We start from the raw sequence: 26,603 nt of genomic DNA, 5'->3' as shown, positions 1-26,603 counted from the left end.
AATATGTCCCGGACCCGCTTTGGCCGCCTTTCGGTTCGTGACCCCCGCTTCGTGCAGGATCTCCGCAACGGGAGAGAACCCGGCGAAAAGGTTTGCAAAAAAGTAGAACATTTCATGAACATTTGGCATGAAGACCATGGCTGACCATGACAAGTCAATCGCTTCGGCGTTGCGATCACAGCGGAACGATGTTGGATCAGCCCTGATCGAAAAAATCCGTGCGCTTTTAGGACCGGGTTACCGCATTGCGATGATACGGGAACGCCCCTGGGCGAGCATCAACTTTTCCGGCACGCGATATCGCCTGGCGGTCCACCCTGATAAATGGGCCAAAACCATTGCAATCGATGTATTGGCGGAACGCCTGGACGCGCTGGATTTCGATCTGACCGGCCATTTTGTCGCGGACACGCTCGTCGACGGCCGCAGCGCGACAACCAGGCCGGTGCCCCCATCAGAATCGGCGATCATGGTGGAGATACTGGTGATTATCGATCCGCTTCAGCGGGCCGCTGATCCTGGATCCCGAAACTAGCGTTGCGCGGTCATTTTTTCCAAAGTGCCCAGCGCTGCTTTCAAGGCAGCATCCATATCGGCTTGCTGCTTCGCCTGCGCATCTTGCGGTGAAACTTCAACCGACTTGAGCTGCGGAGGCGAATGAACGGGCGCTTCGGGAGCGACAGCATTCGGGGCGCTTGGCGCGGCGTCAACGGCGGTCGCGGCAGCAAAACTCGCAGCTTCGAGCTCTTTCAGCCGTGACAGGCCGGCTTCCAGACGATCGGTCAGTTGCGCAATATTCAAACCCGAGAGATCTTCCTTCGGTGCTTCTGGCTTCGCAACGACAGCAGGGGCTGGAGCTTCCTCGGCCGGTGTTGGGACGGAAACTGGGGCAACCGCAGCCGCAGGCGCTTCCGCTTCCACGGCGATGGATGGCTCTGCAACAGCCGGTTTGGCGACCGGTGGATCGCCATCGACGGCGTTGGCCGCAACGGGTTCCGCTGGCGGCTCTCGGAATGCCTTCGCGTCAAAAGGCGGGATCGCGTCCTGCAACGGCGCGCCCAGATCGGAATCGGCAAATAGCGGGCGCCGGGCCGGCGCATCGGGATGGCGATCCGCGTCGCGCAGTTGCGGCAGATCAGCCAGGTCCATGACCCGTCCCGATGATTTCTTTGGTTTCTTGAGAAAGCTGGTCAGGCTTTTCTTGTTGAGATTGAGTTTCGGCAAAGCAAAACGGCGCTTGCTGGATTTGGCTTCAATCTCTGGTTCCAGTTCAATCGGACTGGCGGCATTAATCTGTTCTCTAAGTGCAACACCCATATCGGCATCCCCTTTGCGGTTTAGAAAGAAATAAACGGCCGATGCGGACACCAGTCCGGCAGCGGCGGCAATCAGCATGCGTGCTGTGTTGCCAAGCGGCGGTGCGGCGGCCGGAACAAATTCCGCGACGCCGGTGGCCCCAATGATCGATTCCAGATAAACATGCGGCAAGGTTGCCACAACAACTGCGGCACCAGCCCCGGCGACGAGCGCCATCATGGGATCCCGGAACCGGGTCATGCTTTGCTGTAAATCTTGCACGTCATTCTCCGCCATCAGGCTGCCTGGTCCCATTTTCGCTTGGTCATCAAATCTTGGTAAACAGGATTGTAACGCAAAATGTTTGACGACCAGTTACGATCCGCCTCAACAAATTTTCTAGCGTTTTCAGTAATTTGAGACCATTCATCGGAATTTTTGAGCGTTTCGGCCAATTTTTCGGCGATTTTTTCCGGCGATCCGGCGGGGAACAAGGCCCCGGTTTGACCATCCGCAATCAACTCGCGATGACCTCCAATATCCGACGCGGCGACGAACCGTCCCTGGGCCATCGCTTCAAGCGGTTTCAATGGTGTGACAAGCTCGGTCAGGCGCATCGACTTGCGCGGATAGACCATCAAATCCATCAGGCCATAATAGCGCTCGACTTCTTCGTGCGGAACGCGACCGGTAAAGGTGACAAGATCTTCCACGCCGAGAGCCGAGACCTGTTTCTGCAGATCCTTTTCCATCGGGCCGCCCCCAACCAGCAAGAGATGCACCGCCGGACAGGCTTTGCGCAGCGTTGGAAGCGCCGCAATCAAATCATCGAGCCCCTCATAATCATAAAAACTGCCAATGAATCCCAATATCGTTTTTCCGCCCAGATTCAGCGCTTGCCGCAGCGATTCATCTGCTGCCGGGGCCGCACCGAACAGCTCCAGGTCCACGCCGTTGGGCGAGATGGTGATTTTCTCCGGCGCAACGCCGCGGGATACGAGGTCGCCTTTGAGGCCTTCACAGATGACCGCAACCGCGTCAGCGCCACCAATCACGTGATTTTCAAGCTGGCGGGTCAGCCAGTAACGGGGACTGCCTTCCCGTCCGGTGCCATTGCCGACCGCCGCATCTTCCCAGAAGGCGCGAATTTCATAGAGCAAGGGCAGGCCCGCTTTCTGGGCTGCGCGCAACGCGGCCAGGCCATTAAGGGCGGGGCTGTGGGCGTGCAGCACATCGGGCTGCCATTCGTTGATCACTGCGCCAATCCGGTCCGCAAGAACCGCGATTTCTTTCCATTCGCGCAAGGGCGATGGTCCCTGAACCTCTGCAAGCGTCCGGAAAAAATCAAGGCCGTCGGCATGTTCCAGTGGGCGCTCGGCGACATAGCCATGCTGATTCTGCCGGACACCGGTCACACCAGCGACCGTCAATCCACTGGCCATCTGGGCCTTCATGATCGCCCGGGTCCGAAAACAATATCCGCTGTGCAAAGGCAGGCTGTGATCCAGAATATGTAGAATGCGTGTCATGGCGCAAATCCTTGCCCTAAAAGGATTAACGTCCCGTCAACCCAATGGCTGTATCGCGTGTGACTGCGAATAGATAATGCCTAAACCGGGAATGACGTGCTTCTATGGTCGACAATTTTTCAATCGCTCTGACACATGGGCTGCTGCTGCTGGCGGCCTGGCGGTTGATTCATCGGCCGGACCTCGATCAGGAGGAACCACCGGAACCGGACAAGGAACCCGCGGGCTTCGGCGCTCGCAAAGCAGACGGCACATGGTCAGACGGAGATCGCGATGCGTGATCTTGTTTTCGTCGGCTATCTGGTGGCGTTGCTGTTCATCGCCTTCAAGCGCCCCTTTCTGTTCACCTTGGTTTACGCCTATATCGATATTATCGCGCCCCAGCGGCTGAGCTATTTCATGCTCAACTCGGTGCCGGTTTCGCTGATCGTTTTCGCGATGGCGTTTCTGGGATATCTGTTTTCCGACGACAAACGAGACAGCCGGTTTTCGGTTCGCCAGGGCCTGATGGTCCTGTTGCTCGCCTATTGCGGCTATACCACCCTGCAGGCGGCGGTGCCCGAGGCTGCGCTCGAGAAATGGGACTGGGTGTGGAAGGCGATGGTCTTTGCGATCTTCCTGCCCCTCACCCTGCGCACGAAATTGCGGCTCGAGGCGCTCGCCCTGTTCATGGTGCTTTGCGCTGCGACGCTGATCATCACCGGCGGGATCAAGACCCTTGCCTCGGGCGGCGGCTATGGCGTTCTGGTGCTGCTGGTGGACGACAATAGCGGCCTTTACGAAGGCAGCACGATGTCGATGGTGGCCATCGCGATCATTCCGCTGATCCTCTGGCTGGCCAAATTCGGAACCATTTTTCCGCCGGACTGGCGCGTGAAGCTCTTTTCCACCGCCCTGATATTCGCAGCCTTGCTGATCCCGGTCGGGACCCAGGCGCGCACCGGTCTGGTCTGCATCGTCGTCCTGGCGATCCTGACATTGCGCTTCAACAAGCACCGCTTTCTCTATGCGGGACTGGCAGTGACTCTCGGTCTGATGTCGATTCCGTTCCTGCCGCAAAGCTTCACCGAACGGATGGAAACGCTGCAGAATGTCAAGGCTGACGAGTCGGCTTCGACGCGGATCGCGGTGTGGCAGTGGACCTGGGAATATGTCAAAAACAACCCGTTTGGCGGCGGCTTCAACGTCTATCTGATCAACAAGCTGACTTATGATCTGGCCGAAGACAAGAACAAGCCGGAAGAGGAGGTCGACTATGAGATCGAGGATACCGGCCCGATTGAGGTTGTCGACGAAGGTCGGGCATTTCACAGTTCCTATTTCGAAATGCTCGGGGAACAGGGCTTCCCCGGCCTGGTCATCTGGATGCTGATCCATGGCGGCGGCATCTGGCGCATGGAAGTCTTGCGCCGGCGCTATAAAAATACCCAGAAGCAGGGCGAATTATGGGTGTCACCGCTCGCGCTCGCGCTGCAACATGGCCATATCATCTATCTGGTTGGGGCGCTGTTCGTCGGGGTTGCCTATCAACCGTTCATCTACATGCTGGTGGCAATGCAGATCGGGCTCGACACCTATATGACCCGCCGGTCTGCGGAAGCCAAATGGAAGCCGATCGTCAAGAACACGGCATTGGCCCGCAAGCCTTTGGCGGACCCGGGCAAGCGCGCATGGTAGGTGCGGCAAAAACACCCGCCAAACCCGATTTGCGCGCCTTGACCGGCTTGCGGGGGATCGCGGCCTGGCTGGTGGTTTTTTATCATATCCGGTCCGGGATTGGCACCTATCTGCCCGACACCGTCATGGCGTTTCTGGCCAAGGGCTATCTGGCGGTCGATTTTTTCTTTCTGCTGTCCGGATTTGTGATCTGGCTTAGCTATGCCGACAAATTTGCGGATCGCGGGATTGGTTTCTCGGCCGCTTTCCTGTGGCGGCGGGTGGCGCGCATCTGGCCGTTGCACCTGTTCATCCTGCTGGCCACCATTGCTTTTGTCGGCGTTCTCATTGCCACGGGCCGCGACTATGAGACCGGCTATCCGTTGCACGAATTGCCGCTGCACATCGTGCTGCTGCAAAATTGGGGCTTCACATCGGCGCTGAGCTGGAATCATCCGGCCTGGTCGATCAGCACGGAAATGGCGGCCTATGTCCTGTTTCCGTTGCTGGCCATCGGTGCGCCCTGGCAGCGTTGCTCGACCACCGCGTTGATCGGGATCGCGGGGCTGCTGATCATCAGCCTGCACCTTTATTTTTCGCTGCAATCCTATGCCACCTTGGGCGATGATATTCCGCGCACGGGTCTGGTCCGTTGTCTGATCCAATTTACCTTGGGGACCGTGTTATGTGTCTTGTGGACGCGCTGGCGAAAAGACTGGCAGATGGCCCATGTGACAAGCCTGTCCGGCCTGGTCCTGTTTCTGGTCTTTGCCTTTTTCGGGATCATGGAAACGCTGCTGGTGCCCGCCGCTTTCGCGCTGTTCTTGATCGGCATGGCGATTTTTGCCGAAAGGGCGAGCAACCCGCTCAACCACCGTGTATTGCACTATTTCGGCGAAATCAGCTACGCGACCTATCTCGTTCATTTCATGCTTTTCGTGGCGTTCAAAATTCTGTTCGTGGCTGACCCGCTCTATGTCGCACCACATCTCGTGGCGCTGTTCGTGGCGCTGACTTTCGGGATATCCGCACTGCTTTACCATGTCGTCGAAAAGCGGGGTCAGAAGCTGCTGCTGCGATGGTCCCCCGCAACAACCGCGAGCCTTGCCACAAAATAACTGGCTCCTCCCGCTTGCCCTGCTAGGGATGGTCCCATGTCTATGTCCATCTCCGCCAAGGTTGAACGCTGGCCCGTCGACGGGGCGTTCATTATCAGCCGCGGCGCCAAGACATTTGTCGACGTCATCGTCTGCACGATTTCCGACAGCGTGTTCACCGGCCAGGGCGAAGCAACCGCAATATACTATCAAGGCGAAACCGCCGAGGATTGTGCCGCAGCGATCAACCGGCTGGGCCAGAAGCGCGACACCATTGATCGTGCAGAGTTGCAAGCCGTCATGCCGGCCGGTGCCGCCCGCAATGCGGTCGATTGCGCGCTGTGGGATCTGGAATGCCAAAAAACCGGAACATCGTTGTGGCAACGTGCCAGCCTCCCCGAGCCGAAGCCGCTGGTCACTGCTTTTACGATTTCTCTCAATCATCCCGACCGGATGGAAGCCGATGCGAGAGCTGCCGCCAAATCCCACGCTTTGCTCAAGATCAAGCTGTCCGGCGACCATGATCGCGCCCGCGTGGCCGCCGTGCATCGCGGGGCGCCGAAAGCGCGGCTGATTGTCGATGCCAATGAAAGTTGGGATGCGATCGATATCGGTCAGGAAGCCAGCGTGCTGGCCGACTTGGGGGTGGAGCTGATCGAACAGCCGGTTTCCGCTGGCCGCGATGAGCTGCTGGCCGGTGTCCGGTCACCGATCCCGCTCTGTGCTGACGAGAGCTGCCATGATAGTCAGGACATCCCGCGGCTCGCGCGGTTTTATGACGCCGTCAACGTCAAGCTCGACAAAACCGGTGGGCTGACCGAAGCGATCGCCTTATGTGACGCCGCTGACAATGCGGGTTTGCATGTCCTGGTCGGCTGCATGTTGTCGACTTCTCTCGCCATCCGGCCGGCCTTTGCGCTGGCCCAGCGCGCGCAATGGGTGGATCTCGATGGGCCGCTCCTGTTGGAACAAGACCGGCCCGGCGGCATGGATTTTACCGATGGTCTGATTTCGGAAGTCCGAGATACCGGGGCTTCCCGCTAAAACCCCTTGCCGGTGAATTTGGCGAGATTTTCCAGCGTCAGCGGCTCGGCCAGCATGATACCGTAGAGGCTATTGCCACCCCAGCGGATATACCCATTGAGTGGCGGCAGGGTTCCGCAGCGGATATAGAGTTTTTCCTTGGTGGGCAGCGGTTCGTCACAGGAAATGCAGATGCCATTTTGCGAAATATTGAGCAAGCTGCCGGAGCGCGCCGATCCTGCGTGGCCAATACGAATGTCTCGCCCGATATTCAATCGCAAGCCGCGCTTGGGATATTCATTGAACGGCAGCTTGATGATTTCTTCCAGATCGACCGGGTTGAGAAATGAAAAACCCGCATGATCGGATTTCTCCCATACTTTGCGGATCGGGAACCGGGCGGCATTGGCAAATTCGATATGACATTCCGAAATTGCCGGAATCGGCTGAAACAGCTTCGCTTTCAAACCGCTCGCAGACACATCGCGCACAACGCAGACACATTCGGTTCTGTCCGTAACCAGCTTCGCCGCACGCAATACCAGTTGCTGGCGTGGCGCAATCCGCTCTTCCGCGATCGGAACCTCCACGGCCGGACTGGCCTGAGCGGCCGGCCGGGAATTGGCAAATTGAGCGTGATTGTTGATCTGCATAACTAAGCTCTCTTTGGTCCGGTGTTCTTAGTTACAGAATATGCCTGGCCAGGAAAATATTGTGTTAAGCTGGCCGAATTTGTCAATTTCTTGAAATTCTGAATTAGATCGCACCCCATGATAGGTTTATAAACGGTCGGAAAACCAAGAAATTTAGGTTCAACTGCAAGTTTTTCTGGCGGCAGCCCTGACGGTTGTCCAAATCGTGGATCCCAAATCCAACCGCATTGCGTTTATGACTTTTTCCGGCGATAGCTTTGGATGCAAAAAAGTGAAGCGATCAATCGTCCCCCATAGATCCGACACGTCAGGAACAGGGAAACATTATCATGCATCTCACGCAAGTTCTCCACAGCGCGGCCGATACCCGGCCAGACCATCTCGCCACGATCGACGGTGACCGTCGCCAAAGCTGGCAGGAATTGCGCATCCGCGTTTCCCGCCTGGCTGCGGCGCTCAAGAAAATCGGCATGAAAGACGGCGACCGCGTGGCGATACTGGCGCTGAATTCCGATCGCTATACCGAATATATGTTCGCGGTCTGGTGGGCCGGTGGCGCGGTCGTTCCGATGAATACGCGCTGGTCCGCTGCAGAAAATGCCTATTCGCTGAACGATTCTGGCGCAGAAATACTGTTTGTCGACGAAACTTTCGCGCCGATGATCCCTGCAATGGGTGATGAGGCCAAAACCATCCGCACCCTCGTCTATCTGGACGACGGACAGGTTCCAGAGGGGATGCTGTCCTATGAACAACTGATAGCGGATCATGAGCCATGCGCCGATGCCGAACGCAGCGATGAGGATCTGGCAGGCTTGTTTTATACCGGCGGAACAACCGGATTTCCCAAAGGCGTGATGGTGCCGCAACGGGCGCTTTGGTATAATTACCTGATCTGCGCGATGCATCTCAATTTCGATTCCGATGCCATCTATCTCCATACCGCACCGATGTTCCATATGGCCGATCTGGCCGGTGGCGGCGCGGTGGCAATGGTTGGCGGCACCAATGTCTATGTCCCGTCCTTTGAACCGGAATCGACCCTGAACGCGATTGCCGAACACAAGGTTACCAATCTGCTTCTGGTGCCGACCATGCTTGGCATGATCCTGGATCATCCCTCTTTCAAGGCCGAAAAACTGCAATCGGTCAAACAATATGTCTACGGCGCCTCTCCGATGCCAGAGGGACTGCTGCGCAAGGCCATGGCGGAAATGAAGCATATCGATTTTGCCCAGGTCTATGGTCAAACAGAGATGGCACCGCTGGTGACGGTTCTCGACAACAAGGACCATATCATGGAAGGCCCCCAGGCCGGTCGCATCCGCTCGGCAGGCCGTCCGGCGCTGGGATGCGAGGTCAAGATTATCGACGAATCGGGACAGCGGTTGCCGACCGGCACGGTGGGAGAAATCGCGGCACGGAGTCCCGGCACCATGCTGGGATATTGGCAAAAGCCCGAGCAGACCGCCGCCGCCCTGGTGGACGGCTGGGTCCGCACCGGTGACGGCGCCTATCAGGACGAAGAAGGCTTCGTCTATATTGTCGACCGGATGAAGGACATGATTGTTTCGGGCGCCGAAAACGTCTTTTCGGCCGAAGTTGAAAGCGCCATTTCAACCCATCCCGGCGTCGCCGGCGTTGCGGTGGTTGGCATTCCCAGCGAACAATGGGGCGAAGCCGTCCACGCGATTATCATTCCAGCGGCTGGAAACCAGCCGACGGAAGAGGAAATTATCGCCCACTGCAAAAGCCAAATCGCAGGCTATAAATGCCCGCGCTCCGTCACCTTCCGAACCGAGCCGTTCCCCCTTTCAGGCGCGGGCAAGGTGTTGAAACGGGATTTACGGGCGCCCTATTGGGAAGGGCAAGACCGCAGCGTCAGTTAGACGCCAGACATCATATGCCGTCGAGATGCTCGATCACTGGCGCTGCCGCCATGCAAGGGGCGAGACTGGCACCGCTCGCTTTGAAATGGGCGGACTGGCCGTGCGCCTCCAGAGCGGCCTGGTCCACATAGCGCTCGAGGACCTTATATTGCTGCGGGTTGTCCTTGCACTGAAACACAGAATAGAATTCATTGCCCGGTTCATTCGCTCGGACCGCTGCCGCCAATTCGGTGAAGGCCGCTTCAAATTCCGCGTTTTTGCCTTCTGCGACGGTCAATGTCGCGACGATGCCTATTGCTGCCATGATTGCTGTTCCTCATTCTGTGATAGGATGGTCAAACCGGGACTGTTCACTAGCCTGCGGTTGGGCGCAACCCCATTTTGCAGGGAGTTGCTGCACCTTACCAGAAACGGCTTCCAGGCACGCCCTTGAACGGGCCGGCGACATGCGAGGTGATCCAGCCACCATAGAAACCGCCTGGCTGCGGAATCACCACTTCGCCATCGACCAGGCACTGATCAAACGGATCGGGATAAAAGGCGACACAGTCCTTGATCATGGCAAAGGACTCAGTGGGCTGGGGATAGCTCCAGGCAACCGATGGCATGACATCACCGGCGATTACAGCGTCCCAATAATGGGCCTGCCCTTTCCATTCACAAAGCGACCGATGACCATTGCTGGCCAGAATATCCCAGTTCACGGCATCCTGGGGGAAATAATAGGTCGGGGGATGACTGGTTTCCAGGGTCCGGAACCCGGCCCGGGTGTCTGCGACAACCGCACCGTGATGGATGATCCGAAGATGCTTGTCATTGGCCTCGGCAATGGCGGGGCGCGGATAATCCCAGACGCTTTCCTGGCCCGGAAGGACCGGATCTCGGGTAATAGTCATAGCAATTTTCTCTGCTTCATAACGGACTGTAATCTTGGCCGGACCACCAGAAACCGGCGATAAAGCCATTCGAGGCCCGATAGTAGGAACCGGTTTCTGGCCAACAGTCCCAATGGCCTGAGCACCGGAATGGCCCGCCACATGGCTGCAAAGGCGGCAGCGCCCGAAACGATCCGGCCCCCTTCCGAAGCATGGAATCGCGCAAGCAGACGGTCGCGATCCAGCGGACATTCGGATCGCTGGTCCGAGACGTCCACAAAGGTGATCGCATCGCGGGTGTCGAGCCGCCGCATCAGCGCGATTTCCCGCAAACATAAGGGGCATCCGCCATCAAACCAGACTGTAACTTGGGCCATGAAGACGGGTTATTGCAATTATCTGCTTGAGTCTGTCTGTCCTTTAGGGGGTATGCCCCAAGCAAAACGCCCTCGCTCCCGAGGGAGAAAGGGCGCCCTGTTCCTGTCGCTTGGATCTTTCGCAGTTTTTACAGAATTTCGAACAGACCAGCCGCGCCTTGCCCACCACCGATACACATGGTGACCACGGCATATTTTGCACCGCGGCGTTTGCCTTCAATCAGGGCATGGCCGGTACAGCGCGCACCCGTCATGCCATAAGGATGGCCGATTGAGATCGAACCGCCATTGACGTTCAGCAGCTCATCGGGAATGCCGAGCTTCTGTTGGCAATAAAGCACCTGCACAGCAAAAGCTTCGTTGAGTTCCCACAGACCGATATCGTCCATTTTCAGGTCAAATTTCTCGAGCAATTTGGGAATGGCGAAAACCGGACCAATGCCCATTTCATCGGGCTTGGTGCCCGCCACCGCCATGCCAACATAGCGGCCGAGTGGACTGAGTCCTGCCTTTTCGGCCGCACTGGCTTCCATCACGACGCTCGCCGAACTGCCATCGGACAGCTGCGATGCGTTACCAGCGGTGATGATCTTGTCTTCTCCCAGCACCGGCTTCAGCGACTGCAGACCTTCGAGCGTGGTCGACGGCCGGTTGCCTTCATCCTTGCTGAGGGTGATTTCATGCATGGAAATCTCTTTGGTTTCCTTGTCCTGCACGCCCATGGTGGCGGTGACTTCGACAATCTCGTCGTCAAACTTGCCGGCTTCCTGTGCCGCTGCGGTGCGCTGTTGCGACTTCAGCGCATATTCGTCACACGCCTCGCGCGAAATGCCATAGCGTTCACCGACCACTTCAGCGGTCTGCAGCATCGGCATGTAGATATCGTCATGCATCGCCACCAGCGCCTTGTCCGGGGCGATCCGCATTTCCGGGGTCTGCACGGTGGAAATGGAATCCTGTCCACCGCCAACAACGACATCCATGCGGTCAATTGTCACCTGCTTGGAGGCCGTCGCAATCGCCATCAGGCCGGACGAGCACTGGCGATCCAGCGTCATGCCAGGCACTTCGATCGGGAAGCCCGAACGCAAAGCAACATTGCGGCCGAGATTTCCGCCTTGCGATCCCTGCTGCAGCGCGCTGCCCCAGACGACGTCTTCAACTGTGGCCGGATCAATGCCGGCGCGCTCGACGGCGGCCTTGGCCGCATAGCTGCCGAGGGTTGGACCAGCGGTCGCATTGAAGGCACCCTTATAGGCCCGTCCAATCGGGGTCCGAGCGGTAGAAATGATGACTGCGTCACGCATGATATGATCCTTTATTGTGAGATATTAGAGTCGAAATTTGCGCGCATTGTCCTTGCTCATTGGCGAATAGACAAGGTTTTTCTTTGCTACTGGTCCTGACGCTACGGCAAGCTAACCCTCTTGCAGATGCACTGGGAAGCCACCCTCGGGATAAGGCATGATCATCTTGCCATCGGGCGCAGAGGTGAAGGTCGTCTGGGTCGGATAGGCAAATTCAAGGCCTTCCTCGTTGAACCGCTGCAAGATCGCCAGGCCAATGGCATGGCGCCCCTGAAAGACCGGCTCATATTCGCTGCTCAAAATATCAAAATCGAGTTCGAAATTGATCGAACTATCGCCGAAACCGACAAAACCGGCACGCACAAATTCCGCGTCATGCTGTTCGACAATCTCTTGCAGCAAAGCCGGTATCCGCCGCGCATCGTCAGGCTCGGTCTGATAGATCACGCCAATGCCAAAACGGGTTCGGCGGCGCGCCAGCCGGGTGAGATTGATGATCTCCTTGTCGAGCAAGTTGGTGTTGGAAATGATCACCTCTTCCCCGGTTATGGCTCTGAGCCGGGTGCTCTTCAGTCCGATCTTCTCGATCTTGCCGGTGGTTGTATCATAAGTGATCACCTCGCCGCGCCGGAAGGGCTTGTCGAAGATAATCGAAAGCGCAGCGAAAAGATCGGAAAAAATGCCCTGGGCGGCAAGGCCAATGGCGATCCCGCCAACTCCGAGACCGGCGATCAGGCCGGTGACATCGACACCCAGATTGTCGAGGATCATGATCGTGGCGATCGCGAACAGCACGAATGTCACCAGCAGGCGGATCAGGGTCATGGCATTGGCCAGCGTCTCATGCTCGTCCGGATCCGTGTCGAGTTTTCGGGTAAAAATGCCGAGAATGATCTCGCGCAACCAGATCGCGACCTGCACGACCACCGCAATCGTGAACAACACGCCGACAAAATTGACAATCTTGGCCGGCGCATTGGACGACACCACGACAATTTCTGCCGAGACCATCAACATGAACAATTTCGTGGTCTTGGCAATCGCCTTGGTCAAGATCGCCCGGTATCCCGTCAGGCTTTCCTGGTTGCGGACATAACGCACGGCAAAACGCTTTATGGCGCCCAGCACAAAGAATATGCCCGTGCCGATGATCGAAGCAATGATCAGCTCGACATAATGGAGGGTTATCCATTCTGTACTCGCGACAATGAAGCGGTCGATGGTTCCCGCGAAATCAGGAATTTCTGGGATAATGGTCGGATCTGTCGATGGGGTCATGGCGGTAATCGCTAATGAGGATGGGCTCGAAAAACAACCCGTGTGTTCGCTGGAACCTCGATCAACCGGCTTTTCGCGCCGCGATCAGAAATTCGACATTGCCCTTGGGCCCGGTTATCGGACTTTGCGCCAGGCCATCAACCAGCCAGCCCGCAGCTTCCAGCCATGCGGCAATTTTCTGGCAGACCTGATCATGAACAGCGGCATCGCGGACGACTCCGCCTTTCCCAACCGCATGACGCTCCGCCTCGAATTGCGGTTTGATCAGCGCCACCAGGATCGCGCCAGACTTGGTAAATTCCAGCGGCCGCTCCAGGACCTTTGTCAACGAAATGAAGCTTGCATCACAGACAATCACGTCAACCGGTTCGGGAATATGCTGGTCGGTCAGAATACGGGCGCTGGTTTGTTCATGGACGATCACCCGGTCATCCTGGCGCAGTTTCCAGGCCAGTTGGTTGGTGCCGCTGTCCACTGCATAGACTTTGCGCGCGCGCCGGCTGAGCAAAACATCCGTAAACCCGCCCGTGCTGCTGCCGACATCAATCGCAATGGCCCCTTCGACGCTCAGATTGAAATGATCGAGACCATGATCCAGCTTGATACCGCCGCGCGAAACCCAGGGATGGTCCTTGCCCTTCAGATCAATCGCGACATCGGCCGCAAATTTCTGCCCGGGCTTCTCCACTTTCTGATCTGCCACGATCACCAACCCGGCCATCACATAGGCTTGCGCTTTTGCACGGCTCTCCGCCAATCCGCGATCGACCAGCAACTGGTCGATGCGGGCCTTAACCGTCTTGCTTGGTTTGGTTTCTTCGGAGGCCATGGTCGAATGGGACTAGCCGAACGGAGAAGTTTTGACCATATTCAAACCCTATGAGAATCAAAAAACCCCTGTCCGCCCAAACGGTGGGATCCATCCTGCTTTCATCGGCCGTCCTGATCAGCTGTGTACCGGCCCAGTCTGAACCCACGCCGGCGCCGGCGCCTGCAAAAGCGGCCCAGCCCGCTGCGGCCCCTGCCCCGGCTATGCCGGTTGCCGTTGCGGCGACACCGGCCGTTGTTCAGCCCAGCGGTGCATGGACCGATTGGCCGATTACCTCGGGCGACTGGGTTTATCGCCAGGATGCGCGGGGCTCGATTGCGCTGTTCGGACCGCCCAATGTGGATGCAACCTTCATCATTCGCTGCGACCAGGCCCGCAATATGCTGTTCCTGTCGCGCGAAGGCACGGTCAGCGACGGCGCGCAAATGACAATTCGTGCGAGTTCGGGATTGCAGAGCTTTCCTGCACGCAATAGCGGCGGACCAGTCAATTATGCAGCGATCATGGTTCCAACCGACGACTATATGATGGACCGGATCATTTTCAGCCGCGGACGCTTCGCGGTTGAAACCGACGGTTTGCAATCGCTGGCTATTCCGATCTGGCCCGAGTTTACGCGCGTGGTTGAAGATTGTCGGCGCTGATCGCTCGGCTCAGCCGATCGATTCGATAACCGCTTCAAAAGGATTGGAATTCCCAAATCGCCCTCGGGCGAACCGGAATTTTCGATTGTGACAGCAAATAAATTAATTTCAAGCCTTGTTCCCGGTTGGCGAATGATTCACATTCCAATCATCGAACAAGCGGAGAAAATTCAATGCAACAGTTCGTACTTTTTCAACAAGCGAAAGGAGGTGGTCCGATGTCTCATGGTTCAGCACAGGGGTCGGAAAAATCCGTTCGGGGGGCACCGTTGATCTAGCGATCAAGCAACCCGGCAGCGGCACTTCCAACCGCTGACCCATGCTTAGAGGCTGTTGATCCCAGAGATCGACAGCCTCTTTTCATTGGACCTATCGGTTTTCCGCAGCTTCGGTTTTTTCGAGATATTCTTCGCGGATCATGAAGTCCTTGATACCGATCCGCACTTCCCGGAGGAACTGGATCAGCGCGATTGACAGCAGGCTCATCGCGATGATGAACGCCCCGGCGATCACGCCCGACAAGTCGAAGCCGGTCAGGCCCATGACAAACAGCAGACCGATCAGCACACAGGCGACAATCGCGCTGATGACGCTGAGATAGATCGCGCTGTTGACGATCTTGATCCGCAGCTGGAGGTCGTGCAGCTCGTCGACAATGCATTGATGTTCATAGCCTTCGGTTTCGCCAAAGCGGTCCTGCAATATCCGCGACCGGTCGATTATGCGCGCCAGCCGTCCGGCAAACAGGCTCAACATGCCGCCGACAGCGACCAGCAAGAAAGCCGGTGCCAATGCGGTCTGCAGCACCGTGATGATTTCGCCCTGTCCCAATGCCAATGTCATGCCAGCCCCTCTTCCCGTCTAGCGATAGCGGATCACCAATGTGAGCCCTGTGACCTGTGTCGCATCGAAGCGGTCCAGATCAAAACGCTCGGCATCGGCGCGCGCACGGACCAAAATCGCTTCAGGCACGCTGCTTTGCGCATAGATGGCATCCGCCTGCCCCAAGAGCCGTGCCTGTCTGATCGTCAGATCGTCGGGATCCGCGCTTTCCAGTAGAAGCTCCACCAACCCGGTCGGATTGCCTTCCCTGGGGTCGGCCAACCAGCGGTCCAACGCCTCAGCGCCATGGTCGACAAACGGGTCCAGCGGACCGCCGGGACTCAGCGCCGCATCAATTGCCCGGCGGCGATCGGCGCCGTCTGTCCATATCTGTTTCAGCCGGTCTCGCGCGGCGAATAGTCCTTCGGCCAGAGCGCCCAGTCCCGCCGGCAGCAACCGTTCCAGCCGCTGCCGTATCGCTTTGGCAAGCCCCGCGGACGCGCCGCCGGTCCCGATGGCAATCAGCACCGGGTCGCGATCAATGATCGCCGGGGTGGTGTAGTCACAAAGCGCCGACCGGTCGACGGCGTTGACCAGCAACCCGCGCGCCCTGAGACGCTCGACCGCTGCGGCCGCTTCATCATCCTCTTCGCAAGCGACGACGGCCAGAGCGGCATCGGCCTGCTCATCATCGGTGATGATTGCTCCGGCGCGTTCGTATAGCCGCCGTTTCGCATCCGCCATTTCTCCGCTGCCGAGCAATATGACCTTGCGTCCTTTCAGCGTCACAAAGATCGGTAGCTGCTCCATGGTCTATTTCAGCCAGTCCGGCACATGTTCGGCCGCCATGATCGTCGCCGGTTCAATCCGCTCGGCCACCACCGCAAATTTGGCGCCATCGACCAGCACCTCCGGCACCAGCGGACGGCTATTATAAGTATTCGCCATGGTCGCGCCATAGGCACCAGCGGTGCGGAAAATCCCGAGATCATCCGTGTCTACCCGGTCAACATTGCGCTCCTTGGCAAAAATATCGCTGCTTTCGCAAATCGGGCCAACGATCGATGCCGTCATGCTTTGCCCGTTTGGCTGCACCGCCTCAAAATGATGCCAGGCATCATAAATGGCCGGCCGCATCAGATCATTCATCGCCGCATCGACAATCACGAAATCGCTGTTCACGCCGGGCTTGATCCGGATGACCTGTGTCATCATCACGCCGCTATTGCCGGCAATCACCCGGCCCGGCTCGAACATCAAGGTCACATCCCAACCCTGGGTCACGCGCGCAACCATGGCGCCGTAATCGGCAGGGCTTGGAGGATTTTCCTCCGGCTTGTAGGGCACGCCAAGGCCGCCACCGAGATCAACATGAGTGATGGTGTGGCCAGCGGCGCGCAGATCGCCGACCAGCTGTCCCATGCGCGTATAGCATTTTTCCAGCGGATCGAGCTTTTGCAGCTGGCTGCCGATATGCACCGCGACCCCGCGCAGGTTCAATCCGTCCAGTTTCGACAATCGCGCAAAAATATCCGGGGCGACATCAATCGCAACGCCAAATTTATTCTCGGCTTTCCCGGTCGAGATTTTCGCATGGGTCCCGGCATCGACATCCGGATTGACGCGCAGAGTGGCAGACGCCGCTTCTCCGCGCGCCGCTGCGATCTCCGCGAGCATCTGGCCTTCTTCCTCGGATTCGAGATTGAATTGACCAATGCCTTTATCGAGACCCAGAGTCAGCTCCGCCCGGCTTTTGCCGACGCCGGAGAAGACAATATCTTCCGCCTTCATCCCAGCGGCCAGCGCCCGCTCCAGCTCGCCGCCCGAAACGACATCGGCGCCATAGCCCTGGTTGGCGAGAATCTTGAGCACCGCCAGATTGGGATTGGATTTGACCGCGAAAGCAAGATGCACCTTCCCGGCCTCTGCCAACCCTTCGCGAAACACGCGGGCGTGGCGTTCCAGCGTCGCGCGGGAATAGACATAAACCGGTGTACCCACCTGCGCGGCAATCGTCGGCAGCGGAACATCCTCCGCATGCAGCACGCCATTTTTCAATTGAAAATGATCCATCAGGAAGGGCTTTCAGACAAGGGCCCGGCAAAGGGGGCGGTTAAACAGGAAGGGGATGCTAGCCTGGAGGCGGCAGGTCAAACTTGTCGTCCTGCCGTTTTTCGGACCGCCGCAACAATTCGTCGCTGCGCTCGGGTTGCGCCTGGGACGACGGCGTGATCAGCTCTTCTCCGGTCGGTCTTTCGGATTCGCCATAGACCGCCTGCGGCAGCGACTGCCCCTTGGGGGGCTCCAGCGCGCCGCGATTGCCGCACGCCGCCAACAGGGTCAGGGTTACCAGAGCGGTGATTTTTCCAACTGTTTTCATAATCGATTCGTCTGTTCGAGCCTCATGATTTGCTGCCTTACCTGCTCGGGCGCGGTTCCGCCATAGCTGGTCCGGCTGGCGACCGACCCTTCGACGCTCAAATCCGGCATCTCATGGCCCGCCACCCGGGCATCGATGGCCACCAGATCTTCCGCGGTCAGATCGGCCAGGCCGCAGCCGCGTTCCTCGCAGAGTTTTACCGCCGCACCGGTGATATGATGGGCTTCACGGAACGGTATGTTCACCGCCCGCACCAGCCAGTCGGCAAGATCCGTGGCCGTCGAAAAGCCGCTATCCGCCGCTGCGCGCATGGCTTCAGGAACAAAGGTGATCGATTGAACGATGCCAGTCATCGCGGCCAAAGACAGTCCGAGCAGATCATGCGCCTCGAAAACCGGCGGCTTGTCGTCCTGCATATCCTTGGAATAGGCGAGCGGCAGGCCTTTCATCGTCATCATCAGCGCGTTGAGACATCCGGTGATCCGTCCGGCATGACCGCGAATCAGTTCCGCGGCATCGGGATTGCGCTTTTGCGGCATGATCGAGCTGCCCGTCGACCACTGATCGGAGAGCTTTGCAAAGCCAAAAGGCTGCGACGCCCAGATGATGATCTCTTCGGCCAGTCGCGAGAGATGCAGGGCGGTTTGCGAGGCTGCCATCAGATAGTCGAGCGCAAAATCGCGATCCGAAACGCTGTCCATCGAGTTGCTGGTGACCATCGCGATATTGTCATCATTGACTTTGGCGCTGAACCCCAGCGTCTCCGCCGTATAGTCCCGGTCGACCGGAAATCCGGTGCCGGCCAGCGCCGCAGCGCCAAGCGGGGATTGGTTCAAGCGTTGCTTCGCCGCCCAGAACCGGCTGCTGTCGCGCGCAAACATTTCATAATAAGCGAGCAAATGGTGACCCATGGTGATCGGCTGGGCGACCTGCAAATGGGTGAAGCCCGGCATGATTGTATCGGCCTGCTCCTTGGCCCGCGCGATCAGCGCCTCGCGCAACGCCCAGAGGCCGTCGGACACATCATCCATCGCATCGCGCACCCACAGACGGAAAGACGTCGCAACCTGATCATTGCGCGAACGGGCGGTGTGGAGCCGCCCGGCGACGGGACCGACAATCTCGGTCAGCCGCGCCTCGATTGTCATGTGGATGTCTTCCAGATCTAGATCTTCCGGAACACCCTGGGTTTCATATTCCTGCGCGATCTGATTGAGACCTTCGATGATCCGGGTCGCGTCTTCCGCTTCGACAATATTCTGCTTTGCGAGCATGGCGACATGAGCGAGCGACGCGCGAATATCCTGGCGCCATAATTTCTTGTCGAACGGGATCGACGCGTTTATCTCACGCATGATCGATGACGGGCCGTCGGCGAACCGGCCGCCCCACATCGTGTTGGAACTCTGATTATTGGAATCTGATTTGCGATTGGTAATACGACTATTCCTGTTTTTGAGCCTGCCAGCCATGCTGTCCGCTTGCGATAAGCAATCTGATCCAGCGGAGCAAGTTAATGATGGCGCGCCGGCAGGCGAGACATTCGAGAGCGACAGCGGTCTCGTCGGTCGTCTGGACATTGCGCAGCGCGGCAGCGCGATGGTCGACACGCCGTTCAAGGATCCGGACGGCAAGACGGTCCGCCTGTCAGATTTTACCGGCAAGCCGGTGCTGGTCAATATCTGGGCAACCTGGTGCGCGCCCTGTATTGTCGAAATGCCGATGCTCGACGCACTGGCAGCCCGGGAGAAAGACCGGATGAAAGTGCTGGTTGTTTCCCAGGACATTCAGGGCGCCGAGAAAGTGGACCCGTTTTTTGAGAAAGCCCAGTTCAGCGAGCTCGAAGCCTATACCGATGAAGAGAACGGATTGAGCTTCGGCTTTGGATCGGGCTTGATGCCAACCACTGTGCTTTATGATGCCAAGGGCAAAGAAGTCTGGCGCGTCATCGGCGCAATGGACTGGGACGGCCCCCGCGCGGCGATGCTGATGGAAGAAACGCTGTCGGAGGGGTGAAGCTGGACGGAGACTTTATTAGACCTCAGGCGCCGGGATTCTTTGTTTAACCTCAGGCGCCGGGCGGCGACATCCGTCGCCTTGGCTTTCCTCCCCCGGATCAGGTCCGGGGTCGGGCGCGCGGTCGCGCTTGCCGACGCGATGCGTCGGTTTGGTATTTTCGTTGGCGTCGGTGGCTGGCGGAGGATGGAGTCTTTTTTAACCTCAAGCGCCGGGCGGGCGCATCCGCGCCCTTGGCTTTCCTCCCCCGGATCAGGTCCGGGGTCGGGCGCGCGGGCGCGCTTGCCTCGCTTCGCTCGGTAGACAAACCTCATTGGCAGGCACCAAACCGAGCGAAGCGAGGCAAGGCCGACCGGCCGCCGCGCCTATTGGCGCGATAGCCAAGGCGACGGATATCGCCGCCCGGCGCCTTAGGTTAAGGAAATAAAAATGGTGGGCGATGACAGGCTCGAACTGCCGACATCTTCGGTGTAAACGAAGCGCTCTACCAACTGAGCTAATCGCCCTTCAGCGGGCGAGGCCCGCAGAACGTTTGGGGCCATTGCCAAATCACGAGCGCTTTGGCAAGCTTCTTTCCGATCTTCTTTTCATTGGTCTCTTGAACAGCAAAATTTTCGGCTTGGCGCACCAGCACCTAACACCTCTGGCGCGGCAGAATTGAAAACATAAGCTTATCCCGCGATCTCGCAATAGCTGCCGGATTATCCACAGCTATTTATTATTTATTTTCAATGACTTAAAAAGATCATGCGAAATTTCCACAGGTTGTCCATGTCAATCTAATTATTTCATTTTTTTTACATCCATGGCCTTGCTCGACTCGCTCGAAGGCGCTTACTAAGAAGATCGGCTGGCGGTCAGGAATTGGTAATTCGGGCCTCTATGAAATTTGAAACAAAGCGTTGAAAGCCTGTTTTTCAACTCTGGTTTTCTGTGTCTGTTGATTCCTTTGGCTGGGGATCATGTGGACGGACGGAGAAAGCTGTCTCGAATTTTTGCCGATCAGCGGCCCCGCCTCACAACGGTTGAAGCGGGTAAGAAAGAGATAATCGGGGGATGTTAGTGGTACAAGATTCTGGAAAACAGGGCGTCAACAAAGCCAATAAGGCAGTGTCTGTTAAAGTGAAAAGCGAACAACCGGTAGAACAGGACAGTCTGTCCGATGCGCTCGCCGCGCATTGGCAAACCATCTGTTCTGGCTTGCGCCGGGACCTTGGCGCTCAGATTTTTGGCCAATGGATAAAACCGATCAGCCTGTCCCGATCTCGATCTGACCACCGGCGCACTGCACTTTGTCCTGCCTTCCGAGTTTGCGGCCAACTGGGTCCGCGAACGCTATGCGGAGCGCTTGCTGCTCGCCTGGAAGACTCATTTTGCCGATGTGAAGACGGTGGCCTTTTCGGCCAAGGCCGGTGGCGCGCGCATCGCTCAGGTAAAACAGGACCAGCATCGCGTGGCTGACAATAACGCAGCAGGTCACGGCGCGGTTGCGACCCAGACCGGCAAATTTCGTCTCGATCTCGATCCGCGGATGACCTTCGACGAATTTATCGCCGGCCACTCCAATATTCTCGCCCAGAACGCGGCGCAGCGCATGGCGGCCCCTGAGCGGCCGCTGTTCAGCCCGCTCTATCTGCAATCTTCGACCGGACAGGGCAAAACCCATTTGATGCATGCGATCGGCCATGCCTATCGCGCAGAATTTCCAACCGCCCGGATCATCTATATGTCCGCGGAACGGTTCATGATTGAATTTGTGTCGGCGATGCGGCGCAACGAGGCGATGGAATTCAAGGCGGCGTTGCGGGAAGCCGATCTGCTGATGATCGACGATATCCAGTTCATCGTCGGCAAAAATTCCACTCAGGAGGAATTTCTCCACACGGTCGATTCTGCTGATCAGTCAGGGCAAGCGGGTTGTCGTGGCCGCGGATCGTCCGCCGCAAGCGCTGGACGGAGTTGATCAACGCCTGTTGTCCCGCCTGTCGATGGGACTGGTTGCGGACATCCAGTCCGCTGGCCTGGAACTGCGCCGCGACATATTGCAGCACCGGCTATCATCCATGCCGCACCAGGACGTCCCCGAAGATGTGGTCGAATTTCTCGCGCGCACGATCAGTCGCAACCTGCGCGAACTCGAGGGTGGTTTGAACAAACTGCTCGCTTATGCGCAATTGACGGGTCGCCCGATCACCAAGGAACTAGCCGAAGAACAGCTGTCCGACATTTTGAGCGCCTGTCGCCGGCGCATCACGATTGACGAAATCCAGCGAACAGTTTGCGAATATTATCGCCTCGACCGCAATGAAATGTCCTCCAAGCGCCGCGCCAGAGCGGTGGCCCGGCCACGACAGGTCGCGATGTATCTGGCCAAGGTCATGACCCCGCGCAGCTATCCGGAAATCGGACGCAAATTTGGTGGGCGTGACCACAGCACCGTCATTCACGCGGTGAAGCTGGTTGAGCAATTGCGCGGCGAAGACACCGAGATGGATAATGATGTGCGCATGTTGCTGCGGCAGCTGGAAAGCTGATCAGCCCAGCCGTTAGATCAAGGGTGACGGCGTTCCCGCCGCAACGGGAACGCGGACGTCATCCTGCAATGGAAACAGTCGGCCCTTGCCAGGCGCCGCCTCAAAGCGGTCGGTTTATTTCTTTTCCGGAGCGACCGAGATGCGGACTTTTTCACCGCTATTTCCAGGGAAATCGGTGAACATCGCTTCGACCAGATTCGGCACCAGATAAGTCAGGTTCTTCGAACGGGACAGCGCTTCCGCCTTGCCCTCGAACAACCGCTCGCCGTCAATCTGCCGATCAATCTTCATGTCCAGCTCGGTCGTGTAGACCGTAAAGCTGCGCACCCCGCCATAGCCGGAGAAGCCGTGGCCGCCGAACAGGAACGGGTCATGGAAACCGTAGCGATAGCGGTGGCGTCCGTAAAACAGGCCGCGGCGATACGGGCGGTACCCGACTGAGAAAAAGGGATCATAGTCGGACACGACTTTTTCCCGGCCCTTGTCAATGTCATAGTCGACGCTGACGACCAGCTGAGCGGCCGCCGGATCTTCGGTGCGTTGATAACCGAGATCAACCATCCGTTGTTCAACCAGCGCGGCATATTGGGCAAATTCCAGTCCGCCGGCCAATTCAGGATCCGACGCAACCACGGTGAAACTCTGTCCGGTCGTATCGGGAAGCGCAACGAACCGCTGCACATCGGCCCGAAAGGGTGTGGCGCATGCGCTGAGCGCCAATACAGCGATCGGAGCCAGCAAAAACGTCCTGCGTTGCGTGCTTTTGCTGATTACTGAACTTTTCTTACATGACCCTGTCATAATCAATCCTAACTCGTTGCCCACCACCGAATTTACGGTCTAGCAATATCATACTGAACCACCATTGAACGACAGAATAATGGCGTTCGTCGCAGATTGCATCCATTTTGAATATGTTACGACGGGATTCCGTCGGCCGCTATCTGCATACTTTTATGGTTAAAAGATGCGACTCGCGGGAATTTTGAGATTTTCCCGGATTGTCCATCCGCATCGATTGGAGCCGAAATGGAGGTTGATTGGTTCGACTTCCCTCCGAAACAGACCTTACGTCGGGAAAGGGGAAAGTTTTGGCGCAACAGGAGGGCAGAAAATAATGGCCGAAAACGACAAACCGAGTCTTCAGGAAACGATTCAGAGCTACTTTACCAACGACAATCACCTGGAGGCGACCGTATCGCATTTTGGCCCGGTTTCGTTGTTTGGGGACAGCCCATCCGTTCTCGAACAATGCAGGACGACGATCGGCATGACCGGGCATCGCGTGTCTGGCATAACCGGAATAGCCGCCGCTGCTGCCTGTCTGGAACGCCAGCTCAATAGCGCTGCAGTCGTTGTCCACGTCGCTAAGCTCGATCGCGCCGCGAAAACAGCGCTGAAACAGATTGAGGCGCAGTGCATTCGCGCAGCCACACCGTTGATTCTGATTCTGGACCTCGCGTCGCTTGATGAAATTCTGGCACTGATTGGCCATTCTCAGGTGGAGCATATATTCTTGGATGACAAAGCGGGTCTGAACAGCGCCGCTGTCGCGGAATTGACGGTGGCCCTGCCACAATCGATCCAGCGGTCGGACATTGGCACGCTGCATGATCGGGAAGAGATCGACATTGTTGATCTGAAGAAGATCTCCGCCGATGTCGAACGCATTGCCCGGGCCTTGAATCAAATGTCGGATGCGCCGCCGCGGTCCGATCCGGAACTGTCCAAAGGCCCTGGCTTCGAACCTTTTGTCCAGCCGCCCGAAGCCCGGGATTCGGTGATATTTGGAGCGCCGGATGCCATCGATCGATCCGATGACAAGGCCAGCGCTGCGGTCGCAACCCAGGAAGCCATGCAGCCGGTTTCTGCGGAACTGGTCCGCAAATTGATTCGGGCCCGGCGCATGCGGGATCAATATTTTGATGCTGAACTGTTTGCCGATCCGGCCTGGGACATGCTGCTTGATCTGCTTGCCGCGCGGCTGGAGGGGGTAAAAGTCTCGGTGTCGAGCCTGTGTATCGCGGCCAGTGTTCCGCCAACCACGGGTCTGCGCTGGATCAAGACGATGACCGAAGAAAAGATATTCCTGCGCAAGGCCGATGCCGAAGATGGCCGGCGGATTTTCATCGAACTGAGCGAAGAGGCAACCGCCGGGATGATCGGGTTTTTCTCGATGGTCCGGCGCAACCAGATGATGATGATCTGACGCGAATCGGATCCGTGCTCAGCAGGCATCTTCAGCGGGCAAAAGAAAACCCGCCGGAAACGGGCGGGTAATTTCTCTTTGGTTCGTGGCGGTGCGATTATCCGATCGCAGCAACGCTCTTGGTCAGACGACTGAATTTCCGTGAGGCCGTGTTCTTGTGAAACACGCCTTTGGCAACACCGCGCGCCAATTCAGGCTGAACCGCAGCAAGAGCAGCGGTTGCAGCGGCTTTGTCGCCCGCTTCCACAGCCAGTTCAACTTTCTTGATCTGGGTCCGAATCTGGCTCACGCGGTTCTTGTTGACCACGGTGCGACGCCCATTGCGGCGGATACGTTTCTTTGCTTGCGGCGTATTAGCCATGAAATTTCCTCAAATACTGAAATTGGTCTGCTGCGAATTGCCAACGCATCCGTAGCTCAAGTCGGCGGTCATTAGCGGGGTTGATGATTCCCGTCAATAGCTGAGTTGCGGGGATTTTGGAGAATGATCAACTTTGGCATTTCGCACAAAAAAAGGTCGAACGACCACTATCAACCTTGCGGCGAACCACCGCACCGCAAGCGCAATCCTCTCCCTCCCGGCCATAGACCAGCCAGGCTTTCGAGAAATAACCCAGTTCTCCATCCGGCTGAACAAAATCGCGCAGGCTCGATCCGCCGGCTGCGATCGCCGAATCGAGCACCTGCTTGATCGCCAGCACCAGCGCTTCATAGCGCGCCCTGGAAATGCTGGCGCCCGTCCGGCTCGGGCGGATGCCCGCCATGTGCAGCGCCTCGCAGACGTAGATATTGCCCAGCCCGGCCACGGTGCGCTGATCGAGCAGTATCTGCTTGATCGGTGCCTTGCGGCCTTTGGTGAAGGCCTTGAGATAGGCGCCGGTAAAATCATCGCTGAGCGGCTCGGGCCCGAGCGTCCGAAAGGGTCCGAACCCATCCAGTTCATCGGTGCGCACGAGATCCAGCGAGCCAAAACGCCTGGGGTCGTTGAGCACCAGCTGCCGGTCGTCTTCGGTTTCGAGGATCAGATGATCATGCTTCTCGAGTTCCGCCGGATCAATCCGCCAGCGCCCGGACATGCCGAGATGAAAAATCAGGACGTCCCCGCGGTCGGTTTCGATCAAGCCATATTTGGCGCGGCGAAAAAGTCGGGTCACTCGCGCGCCGGTCATGCGCTGGCGCAAATCAACCGGGATCGGGCGCCGCAAATCCGCCCGGCGCGGCTCGACGCGGGTCAGGCGCTTGCCTTCCAGCGCTGGCCGCAAACCGGCGACCGTTGTTTCAACCTCTGGAAGTTCCGGCATAAGCGCCCCTTATATATTCGTGCCTGAATTACTGACGACCGCCAATCGCCAGCTACAGGGAGATTGCAGTGCTGCCAAGCGTCGTCTAATGCAAGGGCAAGCGGTCCCCCGCGGCAAAAGATTCTGTGAACATGAGCAACCCGATATGATTGAAAGCAAAACCGTCTCCTTTGGCTATGATGAAGTGGATGAACGCGAAAAGGCAGGACGGGTCGGACAAGTATTTTCCAGCGTCGCGAGCAAATATGACGTGATGAACGATGCCATGAGCGGCGGCACCCACCGGCTATGGAAGGACCGCTTTGCCCGCCGGGTGAAGCCGCGCGCGGGCGAGGATATTCTGGATATGGCCGGCGGGACCGGCGACATTGCCTTCCGCATGGTCGACAGCGGCGCCCATATCACCGTGGCAGATATCAATCCCGACATGTTGTCCGAAGGCCTCGACCGGGCGATCAAGAAAGGCGAAGGCCGTCTGGTCTGGAGCGAGCAGGACGCGGAAGACCTGCAATTTCCCGATGCCCATTTTGATGCCTATACGATTGTGTTCGGCATTCGCAATGTCACCCATATCGACAAGGCCCTCGCCGAAGCGCATCGCGTGCTGCGGTATGGCGGACGGTTTTATTGCATGGAATTTTCAAAAACCCTGTGGCCAGGCTTTGACAAGGTCTATGACTTCTATTCACACCGCCTGATGCCCAAAATCGGAAAAGCCATCGCCAATGACGAGGACAGCTATCGCTATCTCGCGGAATCGATCGACCGGTTCCCGCCGATGGAAGAGTTTCGCGCGATGATCGCAGCCGCCGGTTTCAGTCAGACCAAGGTCGAACCGATGATGGGCGGTCTGGTTGCCATCCATAGCGGCTGGAAAGCCTGAGTAGC

At 57.7% G+C, this 26,603-nt stretch carries 27 protein-coding genes, 1 tRNA gene and 1 pseudogene; 11 read left to right on the top strand and 18 right to left on the bottom strand.

What is annotated here, in order from left to right; all coding sequences use genetic code 11:
- Positions 1–127: 127 nt before the first annotated feature.
- Positions 128–535: a hypothetical protein gene (locus ACZ1GS_RS02185; RefSeq protein WP_472696859.1), complete on the top strand. Its 408-nt coding sequence runs from the start codon at positions 128–130 to the stop codon at positions 533–535.
- On the opposite strand, the gene ACZ1GS_RS02180 is transcribed toward ACZ1GS_RS02185, so the two are convergent.
- Together ACZ1GS_RS02180 and ACZ1GS_RS02175 are read right to left on the bottom strand one after the other, a co-directional pair.
- The gene (locus tag ACZ1GS_RS02180) at positions 532–1,578 is read right to left on the bottom strand and encodes a hypothetical protein (protein ID WP_472696858.1); all 1,047 of its coding nucleotides are present in this window, start codon (positions 1,576–1,578) and stop codon (positions 532–534) included. The genes ACZ1GS_RS02185 and ACZ1GS_RS02180 overlap by 4 nt on opposite strands.
- Positions 1,579–1,592: 14 nt before the next feature.
- Complete coding sequence (locus ACZ1GS_RS02175) at positions 1,593–2,825, bottom strand: TIGR04063 family PEP-CTERM/XrtA system glycosyltransferase (protein WP_472696857.1); 1,233 nt, start codon at positions 2,823–2,825, stop codon at positions 1,593–1,595.
- A 104-nt stretch (positions 2,826–2,929) separates the two neighbouring features.
- On the opposite strand from ACZ1GS_RS02175, the gene ACZ1GS_RS02170 reads away from it, so the two are divergent.
- The 4 genes from ACZ1GS_RS02170 to dgcA are packed head-to-tail and all read left to right on the top strand — an operon-like array spanning position 2,930 to position 6,622.
- Positions 2,930–3,106, top strand: coding sequence for a hypothetical protein (locus ACZ1GS_RS02170; RefSeq protein WP_472696856.1), 177 nt, complete (start codon positions 2,930–2,932; stop codon positions 3,104–3,106).
- Positions 3,099–4,502, top strand: a complete 1,404-nt coding sequence (locus tag ACZ1GS_RS02165) for a putative O-glycosylation ligase, exosortase A system-associated (RefSeq protein ID WP_472696855.1) — start codon at positions 3,099–3,101, stop codon at positions 4,500–4,502. The genes ACZ1GS_RS02170 and ACZ1GS_RS02165 overlap by 8 nt, the downstream gene beginning before the upstream one ends.
- Positions 4,496–5,599 carry an acyltransferase family protein gene (locus tag ACZ1GS_RS02160; RefSeq protein WP_472696854.1) on the top strand — a complete coding sequence of 368 codons (1,104 nt, stop codon included), beginning with the start codon at positions 4,496–4,498 and terminating at the stop codon, positions 5,597–5,599. Before ACZ1GS_RS02165 ends, ACZ1GS_RS02160 begins: the two co-directional genes overlap by 7 nt.
- 36 nt (positions 5,600–5,635) lie before the next feature.
- Positions 5,636–6,622, top strand: coding sequence for an N-acetyl-D-Glu racemase DgcA (gene dgcA / locus ACZ1GS_RS02155; protein WP_472696853.1), 987 nt, complete (start codon positions 5,636–5,638; stop codon positions 6,620–6,622).
- Here dgcA and ACZ1GS_RS02150 read toward each other — a convergent pair.
- A complete protein-coding gene (locus tag ACZ1GS_RS02150) occupies positions 6,619–7,254 on the bottom strand; it encodes a hypothetical protein (protein WP_472696852.1) in 636 nt (211 codons plus the stop codon). The genes dgcA and ACZ1GS_RS02150 overlap by 4 nt on opposite strands.
- Before the next feature lie 329 nt (positions 7,255–7,583).
- Here ACZ1GS_RS02150 and ACZ1GS_RS02145 point away from each other — a divergent pair, with 329 nt between their 5' ends.
- Complete coding sequence (locus ACZ1GS_RS02145) at positions 7,584–9,143, top strand: acyl-CoA synthetase (protein ID WP_472696851.1); 1,560 nt, start codon at positions 7,584–7,586, stop codon at positions 9,141–9,143.
- Between the two features lie 10 nt (positions 9,144–9,153).
- Here the strand turns inward: ACZ1GS_RS02145 and ACZ1GS_RS02140 are convergent, their stop codons facing one another.
- The 6 genes from ACZ1GS_RS02140 to ACZ1GS_RS02115 form a co-directional block, all read right to left on the bottom strand.
- Positions 9,154–9,447 (bottom strand): putative quinol monooxygenase, encoded by a 294-nt coding sequence (locus tag ACZ1GS_RS02140; protein ID WP_472696850.1) that lies wholly within the window; start codon positions 9,445–9,447, stop codon positions 9,154–9,156.
- Positions 9,448–9,544: 97 nt separating this feature from the next.
- Positions 9,545–10,039 (bottom strand): DUF427 domain-containing protein, encoded by a 495-nt coding sequence (locus ACZ1GS_RS02135; RefSeq protein WP_472696849.1) that lies wholly within the window; start codon positions 10,037–10,039, stop codon positions 9,545–9,547.
- On the bottom strand, positions 10,036–10,395 hold the full coding sequence (locus ACZ1GS_RS02130; RefSeq protein WP_472696848.1) for a thiol-disulfide oxidoreductase DCC family protein: 360 nt from the start codon (positions 10,393–10,395) through the stop codon (positions 10,036–10,038). The genes ACZ1GS_RS02135 and ACZ1GS_RS02130 overlap by 4 nt, the downstream gene beginning before the upstream one ends.
- Positions 10,396–10,523: 128 nt before the next feature.
- Positions 10,524–11,702 carry an acetyl-CoA C-acyltransferase gene (locus ACZ1GS_RS02125; protein ID WP_472696847.1) on the bottom strand — a complete coding sequence of 393 codons (1,179 nt, stop codon included), beginning with the start codon at positions 11,700–11,702 and terminating at the stop codon, positions 10,524–10,526.
- Between the two features lie 111 nt (positions 11,703–11,813).
- Entirely contained in the window at positions 11,814–12,980 is a 1,167-nt protein-coding gene (locus ACZ1GS_RS02120) for a mechanosensitive ion channel family protein (RefSeq protein ID WP_472696846.1), read from the bottom strand.
- A 61-nt stretch (positions 12,981–13,041) separates the two neighbouring features.
- A complete protein-coding gene (locus ACZ1GS_RS02115; RefSeq protein ID WP_472696845.1) occupies positions 13,042–13,809 on the bottom strand; it encodes a TlyA family RNA methyltransferase in 768 nt (255 codons plus the stop codon).
- 50 nt (positions 13,810–13,859) lie between these two features.
- Between ACZ1GS_RS02115 and ACZ1GS_RS02110 the strand changes: the two genes are divergently transcribed.
- Positions 13,860–14,453, top strand: a complete 594-nt coding sequence (locus tag ACZ1GS_RS02110) for a hypothetical protein (protein ID WP_472696844.1) — start codon at positions 13,860–13,862, stop codon at positions 14,451–14,453.
- Between the two features lie 369 nt (positions 14,454–14,822).
- Here the strand turns inward: ACZ1GS_RS02110 and ACZ1GS_RS02105 are convergent, their stop codons facing one another.
- From ACZ1GS_RS02105 to argH, 5 genes are read right to left on the bottom strand one after another with little or no spacing between them, the layout of a single operon-like run.
- Complete coding sequence (locus ACZ1GS_RS02105; RefSeq protein WP_472696843.1) at positions 14,823–15,296, bottom strand: DUF2721 domain-containing protein; 474 nt, start codon at positions 15,294–15,296, stop codon at positions 14,823–14,825.
- Positions 15,297–15,314: 18 nt separating this feature from the next.
- On the bottom strand, positions 15,315–16,085 hold the full coding sequence (locus ACZ1GS_RS02100; RefSeq protein ID WP_472696842.1) for a precorrin-2 dehydrogenase/sirohydrochlorin ferrochelatase family protein: 771 nt from the start codon (positions 16,083–16,085) through the stop codon (positions 15,315–15,317).
- 3 nt (positions 16,086–16,088) lie between these two features.
- The gene (lysA, locus tag ACZ1GS_RS02095; protein WP_472696841.1) at positions 16,089–17,348 is read right to left on the bottom strand and encodes a diaminopimelate decarboxylase; all 1,260 of its coding nucleotides are present in this window, start codon (positions 17,346–17,348) and stop codon (positions 16,089–16,091) included.
- Positions 17,349–17,406: 58 nt separating this feature from the next.
- On the bottom strand, positions 17,407–17,655 hold the full coding sequence (gene lptM / locus ACZ1GS_RS02090; protein WP_472696840.1) for an LPS translocon maturation chaperone LptM: 249 nt from the start codon (positions 17,653–17,655) through the stop codon (positions 17,407–17,409).
- Positions 17,652–19,049 carry an argininosuccinate lyase gene (argH, locus tag ACZ1GS_RS02085; protein WP_472696839.1) on the bottom strand — a complete coding sequence of 466 codons (1,398 nt, stop codon included), beginning with the start codon at positions 19,047–19,049 and terminating at the stop codon, positions 17,652–17,654. Before argH ends, lptM begins: the two co-directional genes overlap by 4 nt.
- Before the next feature lie 31 nt (positions 19,050–19,080).
- Between argH and ACZ1GS_RS02080 the strand changes: the two genes are divergently transcribed.
- Complete coding sequence (locus tag ACZ1GS_RS02080; RefSeq protein WP_472696838.1) at positions 19,081–19,671, top strand: TlpA family protein disulfide reductase; 591 nt, start codon at positions 19,081–19,083, stop codon at positions 19,669–19,671.
- A gap of 430 nt (positions 19,672–20,101) precedes the next feature.
- On the opposite strand, the gene ACZ1GS_RS02075 is transcribed toward ACZ1GS_RS02080, so the two are convergent.
- A tRNA-Val gene (locus tag ACZ1GS_RS02075) sits at positions 20,102–20,177 on the bottom strand.
- Between the two features lie 550 nt (positions 20,178–20,727).
- Between ACZ1GS_RS02075 and dnaA the strand changes: the two are divergent.
- Positions 20,728–22,205: pseudogene (gene dnaA / locus ACZ1GS_RS02070) on the top strand (chromosomal replication initiator protein DnaA).
- 114 nt (positions 22,206–22,319) lie between these two features.
- Here the strand turns inward: dnaA and ACZ1GS_RS02065 are convergent.
- Positions 22,320–22,946, bottom strand: a complete 627-nt coding sequence (locus tag ACZ1GS_RS02065) for a DUF4136 domain-containing protein (protein WP_472696837.1) — start codon at positions 22,944–22,946, stop codon at positions 22,320–22,322.
- Between the two features lie 376 nt (positions 22,947–23,322).
- On the opposite strand from ACZ1GS_RS02065, the gene ACZ1GS_RS02060 reads away from it, so the two are divergent.
- Positions 23,323–24,414, top strand: coding sequence for a hypothetical protein (locus ACZ1GS_RS02060; RefSeq protein WP_472696836.1), 1,092 nt, complete (start codon positions 23,323–23,325; stop codon positions 24,412–24,414).
- Between the two features lie 97 nt (positions 24,415–24,511).
- Here ACZ1GS_RS02060 and rpsT read toward each other — a convergent pair whose 3' ends face one another.
- Both rpsT and mutM read right to left on the bottom strand, forming a co-directional pair.
- Positions 24,512–24,775, bottom strand: a complete 264-nt coding sequence (gene rpsT / locus ACZ1GS_RS02055; protein ID WP_472696835.1) for a 30S ribosomal protein S20 — start codon at positions 24,773–24,775, stop codon at positions 24,512–24,514.
- A 127-nt stretch (positions 24,776–24,902) separates the two neighbouring features.
- Positions 24,903–25,715 carry a bifunctional DNA-formamidopyrimidine glycosylase/DNA-(apurinic or apyrimidinic site) lyase gene (mutM, locus tag ACZ1GS_RS02050; protein ID WP_472696834.1) on the bottom strand — a complete coding sequence of 271 codons (813 nt, stop codon included), beginning with the start codon at positions 25,713–25,715 and terminating at the stop codon, positions 24,903–24,905.
- 145 nt (positions 25,716–25,860) lie between these two features.
- Between mutM and ACZ1GS_RS02045 the strand changes: the two genes are divergently transcribed.
- Complete coding sequence (locus ACZ1GS_RS02045) at positions 25,861–26,598, top strand: class I SAM-dependent methyltransferase (protein ID WP_472696833.1); 738 nt, start codon at positions 25,861–25,863, stop codon at positions 26,596–26,598.
- Positions 26,599–26,603: the final 5 nt, after the last annotated feature.

The sequence above is a fragment of the Parasphingorhabdus sp. W113 genome, from assembly GCF_055693205.1.
The sequence above is the reverse complement of the archived record's forward strand: the minus strand, read 5'-3'. Positions and strand labels throughout refer to the sequence as shown.

Bases quoted from the DNA above. Each gene is read 5' to 3' on its own strand.
- ACZ1GS_RS02185 (WP_472696859.1), top strand. From the start codon at position 128: ATGAAGACCATGGCTGACCATGACAAGTCAATCGCTTCGGCGTTGCGA.
- ACZ1GS_RS02175 (WP_472696857.1), bottom strand. From the start codon at position 2,825: ATGACACGCATTCTACATATTCTGGATCACAGCCTGCCTTTGCACAGC.
- ACZ1GS_RS02170 (WP_472696856.1), top strand. From the start codon at position 2,930: ATGGTCGACAATTTTTCAATCGCTCTGACACATGGGCTGCTGCTGCTG.
- ACZ1GS_RS02165 (WP_472696855.1), top strand. From the start codon at position 3,099: ATGCGTGATCTTGTTTTCGTCGGCTATCTGGTGGCGTTGCTGTTCATC.
- ACZ1GS_RS02160 (WP_472696854.1), top strand. From the start codon at position 4,496: ATGGTAGGTGCGGCAAAAACACCCGCCAAACCCGATTTGCGCGCCTTG.
- dgcA (WP_472696853.1), top strand. From the start codon at position 5,636: ATGTCTATGTCCATCTCCGCCAAGGTTGAACGCTGGCCCGTCGACGGG.
- ACZ1GS_RS02150 (WP_472696852.1), bottom strand. From the start codon at position 7,254: ATGCAGATCAACAATCACGCTCAATTTGCCAATTCCCGGCCGGCCGCT.
- ACZ1GS_RS02145 (WP_472696851.1), top strand. From the start codon at position 7,584: ATGCATCTCACGCAAGTTCTCCACAGCGCGGCCGATACCCGGCCAGAC.
- ACZ1GS_RS02140 (WP_472696850.1), bottom strand. From the start codon at position 9,447: ATGGCAGCAATAGGCATCGTCGCGACATTGACCGTCGCAGAAGGCAAA.
- ACZ1GS_RS02135 (WP_472696849.1), bottom strand. From the start codon at position 10,039: ATGACTATTACCCGAGATCCGGTCCTTCCGGGCCAGGAAAGCGTCTGG.
- ACZ1GS_RS02130 (WP_472696848.1), bottom strand. From the start codon at position 10,395: ATGGCCCAAGTTACAGTCTGGTTTGATGGCGGATGCCCCTTATGTTTG.
- ACZ1GS_RS02125 (WP_472696847.1), bottom strand. From the start codon at position 11,702: ATGCGTGACGCAGTCATCATTTCTACCGCTCGGACCCCGATTGGACGG.
- ACZ1GS_RS02120 (WP_472696846.1), bottom strand. From the start codon at position 12,980: ATGACCCCATCGACAGATCCGACCATTATCCCAGAAATTCCTGATTTC.
- ACZ1GS_RS02115 (WP_472696845.1), bottom strand. From the start codon at position 13,809: ATGGCCTCCGAAGAAACCAAACCAAGCAAGACGGTTAAGGCCCGCATC.
- ACZ1GS_RS02110 (WP_472696844.1), top strand. From the start codon at position 13,860: ATGAGAATCAAAAAACCCCTGTCCGCCCAAACGGTGGGATCCATCCTG.
- ACZ1GS_RS02105 (WP_472696843.1), bottom strand. From the start codon at position 15,296: ATGACATTGGCATTGGGACAGGGCGAAATCATCACGGTGCTGCAGACC.
- ACZ1GS_RS02100 (WP_472696842.1), bottom strand. From the start codon at position 16,085: ATGGAGCAGCTACCGATCTTTGTGACGCTGAAAGGACGCAAGGTCATA.
- lysA (WP_472696841.1), bottom strand. From the start codon at position 17,348: ATGGATCATTTTCAATTGAAAAATGGCGTGCTGCATGCGGAGGATGTT.
- lptM (WP_472696840.1), bottom strand. From the start codon at position 17,655: ATGAAAACAGTTGGAAAAATCACCGCTCTGGTAACCCTGACCCTGTTG.
- argH (WP_472696839.1), bottom strand. From the start codon at position 19,049: ATGTGGGGCGGCCGGTTCGCCGACGGCCCGTCATCGATCATGCGTGAG.
- ACZ1GS_RS02060 (WP_472696836.1), top strand. From the start codon at position 23,323: ATGGCCGAAAACGACAAACCGAGTCTTCAGGAAACGATTCAGAGCTAC.
- rpsT (WP_472696835.1), bottom strand. From the start codon at position 24,775: ATGGCTAATACGCCGCAAGCAAAGAAACGTATCCGCCGCAATGGGCGT.
- mutM (WP_472696834.1), bottom strand. From the start codon at position 25,715: ATGCCGGAACTTCCAGAGGTTGAAACAACGGTCGCCGGTTTGCGGCCA.
- ACZ1GS_RS02045 (WP_472696833.1), top strand. From the start codon at position 25,861: ATGATTGAAAGCAAAACCGTCTCCTTTGGCTATGATGAAGTGGATGAA.